Source organism: Bacteroides sp. OM05-12, assembly GCF_003438995.1.
Classification (GTDB): domain Bacteria; phylum Bacteroidota; class Bacteroidia; order Bacteroidales; family Bacteroidaceae; genus Bacteroides.
In genome coordinates this window covers 16,098-31,586 of sequence record NZ_QSUN01000004.1, presented here as the reverse complement: position 1 = coordinate 31,586, position 15,489 = coordinate 16,098, and the positions used below count along the sequence as shown (strand labels likewise).

The following is a 15,489-nucleotide window of genomic DNA, read 5'->3' as shown; positions in this document are numbered from 1 at the left end:
TGCTCATTACTTTAATGTTTTCATTCGTAAGTTCTGTTTTTATCGTTTTTTAACCGTACAATATCATCCTTGCAGGTTATCCGGTTGTATATTTATTTACCTTTGCTGCGATGATATGGCACAGATGATTAATTGACGGCAAAACAGTGAAAAACATTATATTAAGAACAATGAAAACAAGACTATTTCTATGTTTCTTCTTTTTGTTACCTCTCATGCTTTGTGCACAGAATGTAACAGATTATACAGTAAAAGGATTTTTACTTGATTCCATAAGTAAAGAGCCGGTTCCTTATGCCACTATCCATATTGCGCGGAAAGACAATCCGGGAAAGCCGGTAAAGATGCTGGTGACAGACGTAAAGGGAAAGTTTAAGGAACAACTCCCCAGTGCAGGAGACTATTCTATAACGATTTCTTCCGTGGGTAACCGTACGGTTGTTCGTGACTTTTCGACGGAAAAGGGCATGAAGACGATTGATTTGGGAGCACTGTTTACATCCGAATCGGTTGAGGAATTGGGGAATGTGACGGTTGTAGCTCAGAAACCTTTGGTAAAGGCTGAAGTTGATAAGATAACTTACGATGTGGAGTCTGATCCCGATTCGGAGACTAAAACCGTGTTGGATATGCTTCGTAAAGTTCCTTTGGTAACGGTGGACGGGGATGATAATATAAAGCTAAACGGAAAAAGTAACTTTAAGATCCACTTGAACGGTCGTCCTTCCAATATGCTTTCAAATAATCCCGGTAAAACCTTGAAAAGTATGCCGGCTACTTCGGTTAAGAATATTGCGGTTATAACCAATCCCGGCTCCAAATATGATGCCGAAGGGGTAGGAGGCATTATAGACATAATAACGGTCGGCGGTAAAGGTTTGGAAGGTTATACGGTCACACTCAATGCGGGGGGAAATACTATAGGAGGCGTAAATGGAGGTGTGAATGCGATCTTTAAGATTGGAAAGGTCTCGGTTTCCGGAAATTACAATTATTACTATTATCGTTCGAATATACCTGCTTTGAGCTCCAGAACCGAATATTTTAATGATGACCGGAATCATTTTCTGAATAGTAATGCGACAATGAAGCCTCGTCAGCCCATGCATTTTGGTTCCGTAGAGGCTAGTTATGAGATTGATACGTTGAATCTACTGACGTTTACGTTCGGTACTTTTAACGGTAGATCCAAACAGCAGATGAACACGTATACGGAAATGTTGGATAAAGACGGGCAGATGCAGTATGCCTATGATTTATTCAATGAAAATAATAATACTTACGGAGGTACGGATGTCTCTGCAAACTATCAGCGCATGCTCGGGAAAAAAGAAGAATTGCTTACAGTATCTTATCGTTATAGCCATAGTCCGTCTGGTGGTGATTCTTATCAACACTTTTCTAATATGATAAATGCGGATTATTCGGATATACGTACGGATAATGATGCAGCTACGGATGAACATACCGTACAGGTGGACTATGTGAATCCATTTACCCCTATGCATACATTGGAGGCCGGTGCGAAATATATTTATCGGAATAATTTCAGCAATATTCTTTATGAACAATTTGACAAGCAAACGGAAGCATGGATACCCGTCGCACAAAATTTATCGGATTTCGATCATCATCAACACATTTTAGCTGCTTATGGGGCATATACTTTAAAGTATAAGAAGTTTGGGCTGAAAGCCGGTGCACGTATAGAACATTCCATGCTTCAGGCAGAGTTACATTCGGATACACAACCGGATTTTGATGCTGATTTTACCGATGTAGTACCTACGGCTAACTTGTCTTATCAGTTATCCGACACGAAAACAATAAAAGCGGGTTATAATCTCCGTATTGCCCGTCCCGGTATCTGGTATTTGAATCCTTATCGTGATGAACGTGATCCTCATTCCATCTCTTATGGTAATACTCATCTGAAGACAGAAAAATTTCATAATACGGAAGTTAGTTTCAGCAGTTTCGCGCGTACTTTAATGCTTAATGCCACATTATATTATAGTTTCAGTAACAATTCCATCCAACGTTACAGCTTTTTGAATGAACAAAATAAAAATGTAATGGAGAGTACGTACGGGAATATAGGCAAGCAGCGGAGTGCCGGATTGAATCTCTACGCAAATGTGAATATAGGGAGCAAGACGAATATATGGCTGAACGGCAGTGTGGATTATACGGATTTAAGAAGTAAAAAACTGGATGAAAAGGCAAGTGGCTGGAATGAAGGATTCTCTATCGGATTTCAACAACGTCTGCCGTGGAATCTGCAACTGGGAGGATATGGAGGTTATTATGGACCGGATGTTCAGTTGCAGGGGAAAAGCATGAGTTATTATTATTACGGTCTTTATTTGAATCGTAGTTTCCTGAAGGATGACAGATTAACGGTTTCTTTGTCGGGCACGAACTTCTTTAATAAGTATATTACTTATGATTATTCCACTTTTACCAAGACTTTTAGATTGGATAATAGTCAAAAAACAGAACAACGTAGCTTCAGGATAAATGTCTCTTATCGTTTTGGTGACTTAAAATCCGCTGTAAAAAAAGTAGCCCGAGGCATTGTGAATGACGATGTTAAAGGTGGAGGCGAAGGAAATCAGGGTAAACAGGCGCAATAAATATTATTAAGTGGAAAATTTTAATTCTTTTTATTAATAAGTTTGTTTATTAATTAATTAGTTGTACTTTTGCGGATATTATTCAATAGTTGCAAATTTTATTCATTATGAAAAGATCGTTATTGGTATTGATGTGTATCTGCTCTTTCCTGTTTGCTTGTACGGAAAAGGATCTTTATGAGAATGATGGTAATTCTAATAAAGGAGGTCAGATGGATTTTTCTTTTCAGAATACAACGGAAAAGAATTTGTCCGTGTATGCCCAGAACTCTTCAGGAGAGTATGCATCGAATGTTCCGGTTTCTATTTATGTTGAAAACCCTTATGATGAAAATGGTTTAAGGAAATCTGGTGTAACATCTATTGCTTATGGAGTAACAGATGCTAATGGTAAGTTGAATGTTGAATTGAGCAAAATTCCTAATGAATGTTCTCAATTATATGTATTGACGGATTGGCCTGGATTTGGAGGAATGCAAACGTATGAACTCGAAGCCGGAGGAGATGTTATCCTTAGGGGACCACAATCGGACGAGTCTACTATCGCTAAATCAAAAACACGGGCTGTGGAAGAATATAGCGGTAAGCTTATTAATAAAGATATGAATCTTTATACTTATCTGAACGATTTGGATAATAAAGGGTGTCCGCTTAAGGACGGGGATTTAGTGAGTGATGTTACTATATCTAAGGAACTTACTAAATTGGTTAGTGAATGGTATCCGGAAGCGAAAAATGTAAGAGATGATAAGTATCTGGTCAATCCGGAGTATTGTACGGATATGGAGATTAAAGATGAGTTTGGTTGTGAAGTTTGGGTAACATATATTGGTGACGGTGGATTTAGTAATGCCAATGTGAACATCAGAAATATGCTTTGCTATTATCAATACGAAGGTGGTCATGCTAGTTTGAAACAACCGAATGATTCGAAAGCATTGCATAAAACGATTATCTTTAATAATACGAATCAGAGGGAAATGCCGTATGGGCGTAGAGTTCAATTGTTATATTGGAATGGTGAAAACTATGTGAAAGTCTTTCCAAAAGGAATACATATTGGCTGGGCTTTGATACAAGAGGGGTATAATCAGAAAGAGTATGATGAAAACTCAATTAAAGATGTCAATAAATACCGTTTTTCTACGTTTGAATTATCTACGGTGGGTTCTCCAAAGACTACTCAGGGTATTGCCCGATGGAGTGATGAGTTTGGCTGTAATATCGTAGGAATGGAAAATCGCGAGATTGGTCATCGTGCTTATGATGGAGATTATAATGATATCTTATTTACTGTGACGGCTACTCCGGTTATAAAACCGGATGTTGAGATACCTGTTGAAGGTGATGAGGATCCGTCTGCTGGAATTATAAAATCCGAAGTGTTCGGTACATTGGCTTTTGAGGATATGTATCCTTATAAGGGAGACTGGGATCACAATGATTTTGTAACCGATTATGTCTATACAAAGGAACAGGATGCTTCTACCGGTGAGATTACAGCCATAGTTCTTGAATTTAAAGTAAGAGCTTTGGGTGGTCTTCGTGAAAGTGGTTTTGGTATAGAGTTACCCGTGAAGTTAAGTAACATAGCAAGAGTTATTGGCGCAGGTTTGGAAACAACTAACGATGCGGGACGTACTGTTATCAGAATTAAAGATAATGTGAGAGAGTTCTTTAATAATATGGAAGGTCTTGTCAATACCTATCCTAATATAGATCATGTTGAATCTTCTGCAGATGTCAATATGCGTATTGAATTAAAGAAAGCAGTTGCTGATTCTGAGGTTTCTTTCAGTAAGTTTAATCCGTTCATTTTTGTTAATGGAAGAGAACGTGAAATTCATCTTCCTGATTATCAACCGACAATATTTGGGAAAGTGTCCTTTGGGGTAGCGGATGATGCTACTAATGGAGAAAATAGCTTCTACAAAACAAATGAAGGGCATGCTTGGGGATTGGATATTCCACGTATGAGTGCAGATGCCGAAGGATGGATTTATCCGCTTGAAAGTGTTTCAATAAATGATGCTTATCCTCAGTATCAAGTGTGGGTTTCCTCTAACGGTAATGAAAGTAAAACTTGGTATGCACATCCTAATAAGGAGAAGGTTTATGCCAAATAGATAAGATATTTAAAATAGAAATTAAAAAGCCATTATCAAAGTTAGGTCCTGATAGTGGCTTTTTTTATATAGGATTGAAATTTATAATCTGGTATCTGCTCCCCACATTAACTTAGTGCGTAGCGTATTAAAAAATACATGATTGTGTCTTTTTACCACCTTTATCGCATAATCCGCTTTTCGGATGCTTATTTGAGTTCCCTCTTTGAAAGATTCACTGCGTCCGTCTATGGCAATGAGAAAGTTATGGCTGCGGCTTTCCACATCCAATGTTATTTCCCAATCATCACGTATTACGATTGGACGTACATTTAGGCTATGCGGTGCTACAGGGGTTATTGCAATTGTATTGGAATGCGGCACGATAACCGGTCCTCCTACACTAAGAGAATAGGCGGTAGAGCCGGTAGGAGTGGCAATGACTAGACCGTCTGCCTGATAGGTCGTGAGGTAAGCTCCGTTGATAGCTGTGTGAATGCTAATCATGGAGGAACTGTCGCGTTTTAGTATCGCTATTTCATTCAAAGCATAAGGGTAATCTTCCAACTCTTGTCCTTTACAAGATATTTTCAAAACACTTCTTTCTTCCACAGTATAACGGTTCTCATAGATTTCATTAAAGGTCGTTACCATTTCTTCTGGTGAAACATCGGCAAGAAAGCCCAGACGTCCTGTGTTGACACCAAGAATCGGTATACCTTTGCTTCCCACTTTACTGGCAGCCTTTAAGAATGTTCCGTCACCACCGACACTAATTACCATATCCGCATCGAAGTTATCATCGTCAAATAATCCGGCAGTAGGAATGTTCAGCTTAAGGTCATTGGTCAGGAATTCATAGAAGTCCCTGCATATATACACTTCGGCATGATGCTTTTCAAGAATAGAGAAAAGCGTTTGTGCATAAAAAGACTTTTTAGCTTGATAGGTATTTCCGAATATGGCAAATTTCATATTGTTTACTAATTTAATCATTAAATTTTATGAATCTTTTAAAAGTAAAAGTCTCCTGTTTCGGTAATAACTATTACTTTTGTACGCTAAAGTAAGATATGCAAATTTGGGATTTTTTTTTCATTCATTCATTATAATGCCTGTTTATTTTGCATTTTGGAGAATGTATTAGAGAAACTTCCGATAAAAAGATAAGTATTATGACGAAATTAAGTGTAAACATAAACAAGGTTGCTACATTACGTAATGCTCGTGGAGGAAATACGCCGGATGTGGTACGGGTGGCATTGGATTGTGAATCTTTCGGGGCAGATGGAATAACTGTTCATCCCCGCCCGGATGAACGTCATATCCGTCAGGCCGATGTTTATGAATTACGTCCGCTGTTAGAGACCGAGTTTAATATTGAAGGTAATCCTGCTCCGGCATTTATTGATTTGGTATTGAAAGTAAAACCACATCAAGTGACGTTGGTTCCGGATTCTCCTACACAACTTACTTCTAATGCCGGTTGGGATACAAAAGCGAACTTAGGTTTTCTGACTGATGTCTTGGATGAATTTAAGAAAGCAGGGATACGTACGTCTGTTTTTGTTGACCCGGATGCTGAAATGATAGAATATGCGGCGAAAGCCGGTGCTGATCGCGTGGAGCTTTATACAGAGCCTTACGCTTCAGGCTACTCTAAAGATCGTGAAGCAGCGATTGCTCCTTTCATTGCCGCAGCAGAGATTACCCGTAAATTAGGAATGGGACTTAATGCCGGTCATGACCTTAGCTTGGTGAATCTTAACTATTTATATCAAAACATTCCATGGCTGGATGAAGTGTCTATCGGGCATGCTTTGATTAGTGATGCACTTTACTTGGGATTGGAGAAAACTATTCAGGAATATAAAAAATGTCTTCGCTAATGAATACTTTATTAATATTGGCACAAGTTGCTACGCAAACGGTGGACTCGTTAAATGATATGACGAATCCGGTACTTACTCCGGTTTCTTCGGAAACAAAAATGAATATGTTGGATATGGCTATGAAAGGCGGATGGATAATGATAGTCCTTGCTTTGCTTTCAGTAGCCTGTTTCTATATTCTTTTTGAGCGTATTTATGTTATTCGTAAGGCAAAAAAAGAGGACCCCCGTTTTATGGATAGAATCAAGGATTATATCCAAAGTGGAGAAATTAAATCTGCTATAAATTATTGCCAGATGACAGATACTCCTGCTGCTCGTATGATTGAGAAAGGAATTTCCCGTATGGGGCGACCGATTCAGGATGTACAGGCAGCCATAGAGAATGTTGGTAATCTGGAAGTATCTAATTTGGAAAGAGGGCTTCCTATTATGGCAACTATTGCAGGAGGAGCTCCTATGATTGGATTTCTTGGAACGGTTACCGGTATGGTACGTGCTTTCTGGGAAATGGCGAATGCCGGTAATAATATAGATATAACACTGTTGTCCGGTGGTATCTATGAAGCGATGATAACTACTGTAGGTGGTCTTATCGTCGGTATTATTGCCATGTTTGCTTATAATTATTTGGTAACGTTAGTCGACGGTGTCGTTAACAAGATGGAAGCTAAAACCATAGCTTTCCTTGATTTGCTCAATGAACCTGCGCAGAAACAATCGTAACTATGGCATTAAAAAGAAGAACGAAAATATCTCCGAACTTCAGTATGGCGTCTATGACGGACATCATATTTTTGTTATTGATATTTTTCATGATAACCTCAACGGTAGTTTCTCCGAATGCCATCAAGGTGTTGCTTCCGCAAGGGAAACAGCAAACTTCGGCCAAGCCACTGGCAAGGGTAATTATTGATAAAGAATTGAATTATTATGCTGCCTTTGGGAATGATGCGGAAATGCCAATCGAGTTGAATGAATTACCGGATTTCTTAAGGGAATGTGCAAATCGTGAGCCGGAAATGTATGTTGCTTTATATGCTGATGAAACGGTGCCTTATCGCGAGATTGTGAGGATATTGAATATTGCTAATGAAAACCATTTTAAGATGGTTTTGGCAACTCGTCCGCCTGAAATGAAGAAATAAAATAATTAAGTGAAAAGAGATAATCGACAAATAATAGGTATGATTGGGACAGTGCTTGTCCATATCGCTATTCTAATTCTTCTGTTCATTATTTATATACATAAACCGGAGAATCAGGAAGAAGGTGGTGTACCTGTTATGTTGGGTAATACTGAAATTTCGCAAGGAATGTATGATTCGGCAACGATGACTGAGGTTGATATCCGGCAGGAAGATGCGGTTCAACAAGAAGATATCATTCCTGAAGAAATAGAACAGGAAATGATAACTCAGACAGAGGAGCCTACAGTTGTCATTCCCCCAAAGAAAAAAGAAGATAAACCGAAAATCGAAAAGCCGAAGAAACCGGAAGTAAACAAACCGAAAGAAAAGACGGAAGCGGAAAAACGTGCAGAAGCAGAGAAAGCGGCAGCAGAGCTTGCTAATAAGCGGATTGCAGGAGCTTTTGGAAAAGGTTCAACAATGGAGAATAAAGGTTCCGGAACAACAGGAAGCGGAGCCGAAGGTAGTAAAGATGGAAATTCCTCTACGGGTAAATCGTCAGGAACAGGAGGATATGGAACATTTGACCTTAATGGACGTTCTTTAGGAGAGGGAGGTTTGCCTCGCCCTATATATAATGTACAGGATGAAGGACGTGTGGTTGTAACGATTACGGTTGATCCTTCAGGAAGAGTAATCAGTACCAGTATTAATAAGCGTACGAATACTGTAAATCCTTCTTTGCGGAAGGCGGCAGAGGATGCTGCAAAGAAAGCCCGTTTTAATAGTGTGGATGGAGTGAACAATCAGACAGGAACGATAACTTATTATTTCAAACTTAAATAAGAACAGTTATGGAAACAATTTATGTATTTTTTGCGGAAGGCTTTGAAGAAGTAGAAGCTCTAACTCCGGTAGACGTCCTCAGACGTGGTGAGTTGAATGTAAAAACAGTGTCTGTCAATGGTGAAAAACAGGTCACGGGTGCGCATGGTGTTTCTGTGATTTGCGATACTTTATTTGAAAATGAGTCTTTCTCAGATGCAGCTATGCTAGTGCTTCCCGGAGGAATGCCGGGTGCTTTGAATTTAAGTGAGCATGAAGGCTTGCGAAAGTTGATTCTAACCTTTGATGCAGAAAAGAAACCTTTGGCTGCTATTTGTGCCGCTCCAATGGTTTATGGGAAACTCGGTCTGCTAAAAGGACGAAAAGCAACTTGTTATCCGGGGTTTGAAAAATATTTGGATGGAGCGGAATATACTGCAAAATTAGTGGAGCAGGATGGTCACTTTATTACAGGTAAGGGTCCCGGTGCTGCTATGTGCTTTGCATTTACTATTTTGGAACATTTCTGTGGGAAGGATAAAGTGCGTGAATTAAAAGCCGGAATGATTATCGAATAAAAACTGTATGAATGAAAAAGTATATTCTGATTGTAGCAGGAGGTAAAGGGTTACGTATGGGGGCGGATATTCCGAAACAGTTTCTGCCCATCGGAGGAAAACCTGTGCTGATGCGTACGATAGAGACTTTTTATAAATATGATTCTTCTATAGATATGATATTAGTGCTTCCGGTTGAACAACAGGACTATTGGAAGTCTTTATGTAAGGAATATGCTTTTTCAATACCACATCGAATCGTTAATGGTGGGAATAGTCGTTTTCATTCGGTAAAGAATGGTTTAGCTTTGGTGGAAGGCGAAGGTTTGGTAGGGGTGCATGATGGTGTGCGCCCTTTTGTCTCACAAGAGGTAATCGGACGATGTTTCTCGGAAGCAAAGAAGAAAAAGGCTGTAATACCTGTTGTTGGAATGGTTGAAACAGTTCGGCATTTATTGGGAACAGGTAGTGAAACAGTAGATAGAGATGCCTATAAGTTGGTACAGACCCCTCAAGTCTTCTCGATATCTTTATTGAAAGAAGCATATAAGCAAGAATATACTCCTGAGTTTACGGACGATGCTTCTGTCGTTGAAACAATGGGTGCTTCTGTTTCTTTGGTGGAGGGGAATCGTGAAAATATAAAGTTGACAACTCCTTTTGATTTGATAGTAGCTAATGTTTTGGTGGAATGTTTGATTTAAGCACGCAAGATATTACCTATCTTCCCGGAGTCGGACCTCAGCGGGCGGCAATTCTTAATAAAGAATTAGGTATTTATTCTTTGCATGATTTACTTTATTATTTTCCTTATAAATATGTAGATCGCAGCCGTCTTTACTATATTCATGAGATAGATGGCAATATGCCTTATATTCAGCTGAAAGGAGAGATTCTTAGCTTCGAAACTTTTGGTGAAGGACGGCAACGCAGGCTTGTAGGACATTTCTCTGATGGAACGGGAGTTGTGGATTTGGTATGGTTTCAAGGCATTAAGTTTTTGATAAATAAATATAAAGTACATCAGGAATACATTATCTTTGGGAAACCTACGGTTTTTAATGGTCGTATCAATATTGCACATCCGGATATTGACAATGCTTCGGAACTTACCTTGTCTACTATGGGACTTCAACCATATTACAATACAACAGAGAAAATGAAGCGTAGTTTTCTCAATTCACATGCGATTGAGAAATTAACGGAGACTCTTCTTTCCCGGATAACTTCTCCATTGGAGGAGACATTAAGCAAAAAGATTCTGGAAGAACACCATCTGATGCCTTTAACTGATGCCTTACGCAATATTCATTTTCCGAAAAATCCGGAATTGTTACGTAAGGCACAGTTGCGTCTGAAGTTTGAAGAACTTTTTTATGTGCAATTAAATATATTGCGTTATAGTAAAGACAGACAACGAAAGTATAGAGGCTTTATCTTTAGTAAAGTAGGGAATGTATTTAATACCTTTTATCATGATAATCTCCCTTTTGAATTAACAGGAGCACAAAAACGGGTGATCAAGGAGATTCGTAAAGATGTGGGTAGTGGTAGGCAGATGAATCGTTTGTTGCAGGGAGATGTAGGTAGCGGTAAGACGTTGGTTGCTTTGATGAGCATGCTCATGGCGATAGATAATGGCTTTCAGGCTTGCATGATGGCGCCTACGGAAATTCTTGCAAACCAACACTATGAAACTGTTCGTCAACTACTTTTTGGAATGGATGTTCGCGTAGGGTTATTAACCGGTTCGGTAAAGGGGAAAAAACGGCAGGAAATATTGTCCGGTCTGCTTACTGGAGATATTCATGTGCTGATAGGCACTCATGCCGTGATTGAGGATACGGTGAATTTTTCCTCTTTAGGTCTTGTTGTGATAGATGAGCAGCATCGTTTTGGTGTTGCTCAACGTGCAAAACTTTGGAATAAAAATGTTACTCCTCCACACGTTTTGGTTATGACCGCTACTCCGATTCCCAGAACATTGGCGATGACATTATATGGTGATCTTGATGTTTCGGTAATTGATGAATTACCTCCGGGACGTAAGCCTATTGAAACAAGACATCAATTTGATAATCGTCGGGAAAGCCTTTATGCTTTTATTAAGAAACAGATAGAAGAAGGACACCAGGTTTATGTTGTATATCCATTAATTAAAGAGAGTGAGAAGATGGATATTAAAAACCTGGAAGAGGGTTATATACATATTTGTGAAGTCTTTCCTGATTATAAGATATGTAAGGTACACGGCAAAATGAAAGCAACTGAAAAGGATGAAGAAATGCAGCGTTTTGTTAGTGGTGAAGCACAAATAATGGTAGCTACTACGGTTATTGAAGTAGGGGTGAATGTTCCTAATGCTTCTGTAATGGTGATAGAGAATGCGGAACGTTTTGGCTTGTCACAACTTCATCAGTTGCGTGGCAGGGTTGGGCGTGGAGCAGAGCAATCTTATTGCATATTGGTAACGAATTATAAGTTGACAGAGGATACTCGTAAGCGACTTGAAATAATGGTTCGAACGAATGATGGATTTGAGATTGCCGAAGCTGATTTGAAGTTGCGTGGACCGGGAGATTTAGAAGGTACCCAACAAAGCGGTATTGCGTTTGATTTAAAGATAGCAGACATTGCTCGTGACGGACAGCTATTGCAGTATGTTCGTGAGATAGCTCAAAATATCGTAGATAATGATCCTGAAAGTACAAGTTCGGAAAATCAAATTTTGTGGAATCAGTTAAAGAAACTTAGAAAAACGAATGTGAACTGGGCTTCCATAAGTTGAAAACCAGTTAAATATATGGCGAGTTTATATAATATGTTGCATAACATATTATTGTTCTACATACCCTGTTTATAGCGAGTTAGAGAAAGATTCCTTCAATGATATTTCATGGGTAATTAAAAAAATAGTTAATGTTATAGCTGTCTTTTCAGTAGAAAATGTTATCTTTGAAAGAATTTTTTCGATAAAGCGTCAACGTTTGTATTAAATTGTTATCAGAAGTAATATGGAAAAGACCTTGGTAATTTTAAAGCCTTGTACTCTTCAAAGGGGATTAGTCGGAGAGATAACTCATCGTTTCGAGCGGAAAGGATTAAGGTTGGCAGGTATGAAAATGATGCAATTGACAGATGCGGTATTAAGCGAGCATTATGTACATCTTAGTACGAAACCATTCTTTCAGCGTGTGAAAGATTCCATGATGGCTGCTCCTGTTATCGTATGTTGTTTTGAGGGTGTAGATGCTATTCAGACAGTTCGTACATTGGCCGGGCCAACAAACGGACGTCTTGCGGCACCCGGTACAATTCGAGGAGATTATAGCATGAGTTTTCAAGAAAATATAATTCATGCATCGGATTCTCCTGAAACAGCGGAGGCTGAATTAAAACGATTTTTTAAACCTGAAGAGATATTTGATTATAAGCAAGCGGTATTTGATTACCTTTATGCGAATGATGAATATTAAAAAAGTATTTTTAAACGAATGAATTTTAATTGTATCAAAACAGTCGCAGTAGCTATCGTAGCAATGGTCAGCCTGAATTCTTTTTCGCAGGATTTGATCGCTAGACAGGCTCCTATCGACAGAAAATTGAAAGCAGTAGACTCTCTTGCATTACAAAAACAGATAAAAGCCGAACAATCTAAGTATCCGGCATATAGTCTGTATCCTAATTGGAACAATGAATATGTTCATGCATATGGCAATTCTGTTTCTATTCCTGATTCTTTCCGTATTGATTTGACAGGTTTTTGTATGCCTACTCCCAGCACAAGAATTACTTCACCTTTCGGACCGCGCTGGAGACGTATGCATAACGGATTGGACGTGAAAGTAAATATTGGCGATACGATTGTTGCAGCATTTGATGGAAAAGTGCGAATCGTGAAGTTTGAACGTAGAGGATACGGTAATTATGTTGTAATTCGTCATGAGAATGGAATAGAAACTGTGTACGGACATTTGTCTAAGCAATTAGTTAATATAAACCAAACGGTGAAAGCCGGAGAACCTATAGGCTTGGGTGGTAATACGGGGCGCTCAACCGGTTCTCATCTTCATTTTGAAATACGTTTTCTCGGTGTAGCGATAAATCCGGCGTTGATGTTTGATTTTGCTCGTCAAGACGTGACGGCTGACTCTTATTTGTTTGTCAAGAATAGAAGTCATTCTTCATCACATACTTCTCTTGCATCTAATGGTGCGATTAAGTATTATAAAGTACGCAAAGGTGATTCTCTTTCTAAGATTGCTGTTCGTAACGGAGTATCGGTCAATACACTCTGTAAGTTAAACCGTATCACGAAGACAACAATCTTGAGACCGGGGCAAGTATTGAGATGTTCATAAATTGATAATATAGTGTTTGGAATAAGAATGGCCTGATGTTTAAAAACGTCAGGTCATTTTTTTTAGATGTTCTTACGTTTTTTATTTACTTAATTATTACTACCTTTGCTGCCTATTCATAAAGATATGAAAGATACTAAACAACAATTTGAACATGTAATAGCTATCTGTCGTGATTTGTTTGCCAAGAAATTGCATGATTATGGTGCGGCATGGCGAATAATGCGTCCTACATCATTGACAGATCAAATATTTATCAAGGCTAACAGAATACGGAGTATTGAAACTAAAGGCGTCACGATGGTCAATGAAGGGATTCGTTCCGAGTTTATTGCTATTGTAAATTATGGTATCATCGGATTGATTCAATTGGAATTGGGACACTCCGAATCTGCAGATATGACAGAAGATGAGGCATTAGCTCTTTATGATAAGTATGCGAAAGAGGCTTTGGAACTGATGATTGCCAAGAATCACGACTATGATGAGGCATGGCGCAGTATGAGGATCAGTTCTTATACGGATTTGATTCTGATGAAAATATACCGGACGAAGCAGATTGAGAGCCATGAGGGGCAGACGGTCGTATCGGAAGGTATTGATGCGAATTATATGGATATGATTAATTATTCGGTCTTTGGATTAATCAAATTGGAATTTGGAGAATAATCGTTTACATATGATACAAGGAGTCTGGACGAACTTTTGTCGTTTTGTCCTGGCTATTGTTTTTATATTTTCGGGCTTCGTAAAAGGAGTAGACCCGCTGGGTACGCAATATAAAATCCAAGATTATCTTGAAGCATTTGGGTGGACATCTTTCATTCCGGATTTTGTTCCTATTTTGGCATCTATTCTTCTTGCAATGCTGGAGTTTACTTTGGGCGTCTATTTGCTTTTTGGTATACGGCGTAAGCTGAGTACCGTGCTTATTCTTTTGGTGATGCTTGTTATGACTCCGCTTACTCTTTATTTGGCATTGAAGAATCCGGTTTCAGATTGTGGTTGTTTCGGTGATGCATGGATACTGACTAATTGGGAAACATTTTGGAAGAATGTTTTTTTACTTATTGCTGCTATCTCTGTTTTTAAATGGGGCAATCGCATTGTACGTTTCGTGAGTGAGAAGTCACAGTGGCTTGTGGCCGTTTATACGTTAGTATTTATTGTTGGCGTTTCTGCCTATTGTTTGTATTACTTGCCGATTTTTGATTTCCGTCCTTATAAGATAGGGACAAATATTCCTCAAGCCATGTCCATACCGGAAGGTGCGAAGCAAAGTGTTTATGAAAGCGTGTTTATATTGGAGAAAGACGGTGTGAGGAAAGAGTTTACACTGGCTGACTATCCTGACAGTACATGGACGTTTGTTGACTCGCGTACGATTGTGAAGGAAAAAGGTTATGAGCCTGCTATTCATGATTTTTCTATTATGAATATAGCTGACGGAGAAGATATTACGGAACAGGTATTGGAAGATAAAGGATATACTTTTCTGTTGATTGCTCATCGCATGAGCGAAGCGGATGACAGTAATATTGACTTGATAAATGAAATTTATGATTATAGTGTGGAAAACGGTTATGGTTTCTATTGCTTGACTTCTTCTTTAGAGGAAGATATAGAGCAATGGAAAGATAAAACCGGGGCGGAATATCCTTTTTGTTTGACGGATGATATAACGTTGAAAACAATTATACGTTCCAATCCGGGGTTATTGCTCTTGAAAGACGGTACGGTTTATCGTAAATGGAGTGATAATAATTTGCCTGATGAATATGTTCTGACAGACAAACTGGATAAAATAGAGGTTGGCCAATTAGTGCCGGATAGTATGACACATACAATTATAAATGTTGTTTTATGGTTTGCTATTCCATTATTGTTGTTTATCGGTCTGGATATAGTTATTGTAAAGCGTCTGGATAGAAGAAGAGAGAAAAAGAAGAAAAAAGAAAACGAGAATAAAGAGACTGTTTAATTA

14 protein-coding genes are annotated in these 15,489 nt (G+C 38.7%); 13 read left to right on the top strand and 1 reads right to left on the bottom strand.

All coding sequences use genetic code 11. From position 1 onward, the window contains the following. Window positions 1–170 precede the first annotated feature (170 nt). The gene (locus DXB63_RS04955) at window positions 171–2,636 is read left to right on the top strand and encodes an outer membrane beta-barrel family protein (protein WP_122125297.1); all 2,466 of its coding nucleotides are present in this window, start codon (window positions 171–173) and stop codon (window positions 2,634–2,636) included. A 107-nt stretch (window positions 2,637–2,743) separates the two neighbouring features. After that, a complete protein-coding gene (locus DXB63_RS04950) occupies window positions 2,744–4,762 on the top strand; it encodes an LruC domain-containing protein (RefSeq protein ID WP_122125296.1) in 2,019 nt (672 codons plus the stop codon). An 81-nt stretch (window positions 4,763–4,843) separates the two neighbouring features. Here DXB63_RS04950 and DXB63_RS04945 read toward each other — a convergent pair whose 3' ends face one another. Continuing rightward, window positions 4,844–5,716, bottom strand: a complete 873-nt coding sequence (locus DXB63_RS04945) for an NAD kinase (protein WP_122125493.1) — start codon at window positions 5,714–5,716, stop codon at window positions 4,844–4,846. A 200-nt stretch (window positions 5,717–5,916) separates the two neighbouring features. Between DXB63_RS04945 and DXB63_RS04940 the strand changes: the two genes are divergently transcribed. The 11 genes from DXB63_RS04940 (at window position 5,917) to DXB63_RS18200 (ending at window position 15,486) form a co-directional block, all read left to right on the top strand. Next, window positions 5,917–6,630 (top strand): pyridoxine 5'-phosphate synthase, encoded by a 714-nt coding sequence (locus tag DXB63_RS04940; RefSeq protein WP_122125492.1) that lies wholly within the window; start codon window positions 5,917–5,919, stop codon window positions 6,628–6,630. Next, complete coding sequence (locus DXB63_RS04935) at window positions 6,630–7,358, top strand: MotA/TolQ/ExbB proton channel family protein (protein ID WP_122125295.1); 729 nt, start codon at window positions 6,630–6,632, stop codon at window positions 7,356–7,358. Before DXB63_RS04940 ends, DXB63_RS04935 begins: the two co-directional genes overlap by 1 nt. Before the next feature lie 2 nt (window positions 7,359–7,360). Further along, window positions 7,361–7,780: a biopolymer transporter ExbD gene (locus tag DXB63_RS04930; RefSeq protein ID WP_122125294.1), complete on the top strand. Its 420-nt coding sequence runs from the start codon at window positions 7,361–7,363 to the stop codon at window positions 7,778–7,780. A gap of 39 nt (window positions 7,781–7,819) precedes the next feature. Then, window positions 7,820–8,608, top strand: a complete 789-nt coding sequence (locus DXB63_RS04925; protein ID WP_122125293.1) for an energy transducer TonB — start codon at window positions 7,820–7,822, stop codon at window positions 8,606–8,608. Window positions 8,609–8,616: 8 nt separating this feature from the next. Next, window positions 8,617–9,165 carry a DJ-1 family glyoxalase III gene (locus tag DXB63_RS04920; protein ID WP_122125292.1) on the top strand — a complete coding sequence of 183 codons (549 nt, stop codon included), beginning with the start codon at window positions 8,617–8,619 and terminating at the stop codon, window positions 9,163–9,165. Window positions 9,166–9,176: 11 nt separating this feature from the next. Further along, window positions 9,177–9,848 carry a 2-C-methyl-D-erythritol 4-phosphate cytidylyltransferase gene (locus tag DXB63_RS04915; protein WP_122125291.1) on the top strand — a complete coding sequence of 224 codons (672 nt, stop codon included), beginning with the start codon at window positions 9,177–9,179 and terminating at the stop codon, window positions 9,846–9,848. Continuing rightward, window positions 9,836–11,932, top strand: coding sequence for an ATP-dependent DNA helicase RecG (recG, locus tag DXB63_RS04910; protein ID WP_122125290.1), 2,097 nt, complete (start codon window positions 9,836–9,838; stop codon window positions 11,930–11,932). The genes DXB63_RS04915 and recG overlap by 13 nt, the downstream gene beginning before the upstream one ends. Before the next feature lie 226 nt (window positions 11,933–12,158). Beyond that, entirely contained in the window at window positions 12,159–12,620 is a 462-nt protein-coding gene (gene ndk, locus DXB63_RS04905) for a nucleoside-diphosphate kinase (RefSeq protein ID WP_122125289.1), read from the top strand. Window positions 12,621–12,638: 18 nt separating this feature from the next. Then, a complete protein-coding gene (locus DXB63_RS04900; RefSeq protein ID WP_122125288.1) occupies window positions 12,639–13,505 on the top strand; it encodes a peptidoglycan DD-metalloendopeptidase family protein in 867 nt (288 codons plus the stop codon). 126 nt (window positions 13,506–13,631) lie between these two features. Next, the gene (locus tag DXB63_RS04895) at window positions 13,632–14,174 is read left to right on the top strand and encodes a DUF1599 domain-containing protein (protein ID WP_122125287.1); all 543 of its coding nucleotides are present in this window, start codon (window positions 13,632–13,634) and stop codon (window positions 14,172–14,174) included. Further along, window positions 14,164–15,486, top strand: coding sequence for a BT_3928 family protein (locus DXB63_RS18200; RefSeq protein WP_122125286.1), 1,323 nt, complete (start codon window positions 14,164–14,166; stop codon window positions 15,484–15,486). The genes DXB63_RS04895 and DXB63_RS18200 overlap by 11 nt, the downstream gene beginning before the upstream one ends. The last annotated feature ends 3 nt before the right edge of the window (window positions 15,487–15,489 follow it).

Coding starts and splice junctions, on each gene's coding strand:
- DXB63_RS04955 (WP_122125297.1), top strand. CDS start 171: ATGAAAACAAGACTATTTCTATGTTTCTTCTTTTTGTTACCTCTCATG.
- DXB63_RS04950 (WP_122125296.1), top strand. CDS start 2,744: ATGAAAAGATCGTTATTGGTATTGATGTGTATCTGCTCTTTCCTGTTT.
- DXB63_RS04945 (WP_122125493.1), bottom strand. CDS start 5,716: ATGAAATTTGCCATATTCGGAAATACCTATCAAGCTAAAAAGTCTTTT.
- DXB63_RS04940 (WP_122125492.1), top strand. CDS start 5,917: ATGACGAAATTAAGTGTAAACATAAACAAGGTTGCTACATTACGTAAT.
- DXB63_RS04935 (WP_122125295.1), top strand. CDS start 6,630: ATGAATACTTTATTAATATTGGCACAAGTTGCTACGCAAACGGTGGAC.
- DXB63_RS04930 (WP_122125294.1), top strand. CDS start 7,361: ATGGCATTAAAAAGAAGAACGAAAATATCTCCGAACTTCAGTATGGCG.
- DXB63_RS04925 (WP_122125293.1), top strand. CDS start 7,820: ATGATTGGGACAGTGCTTGTCCATATCGCTATTCTAATTCTTCTGTTC.
- DXB63_RS04920 (WP_122125292.1), top strand. CDS start 8,617: ATGGAAACAATTTATGTATTTTTTGCGGAAGGCTTTGAAGAAGTAGAA.
- DXB63_RS04915 (WP_122125291.1), top strand. CDS start 9,177: ATGAAAAAGTATATTCTGATTGTAGCAGGAGGTAAAGGGTTACGTATG.
- recG (WP_122125290.1), top strand. CDS start 9,836: ATGTTTGATTTAAGCACGCAAGATATTACCTATCTTCCCGGAGTCGGA.
- ndk (WP_122125289.1), top strand. CDS start 12,159: ATGGAAAAGACCTTGGTAATTTTAAAGCCTTGTACTCTTCAAAGGGGA.
- DXB63_RS04900 (WP_122125288.1), top strand. CDS start 12,639: ATGAATTTTAATTGTATCAAAACAGTCGCAGTAGCTATCGTAGCAATG.
- DXB63_RS04895 (WP_122125287.1), top strand. CDS start 13,632: ATGAAAGATACTAAACAACAATTTGAACATGTAATAGCTATCTGTCGT.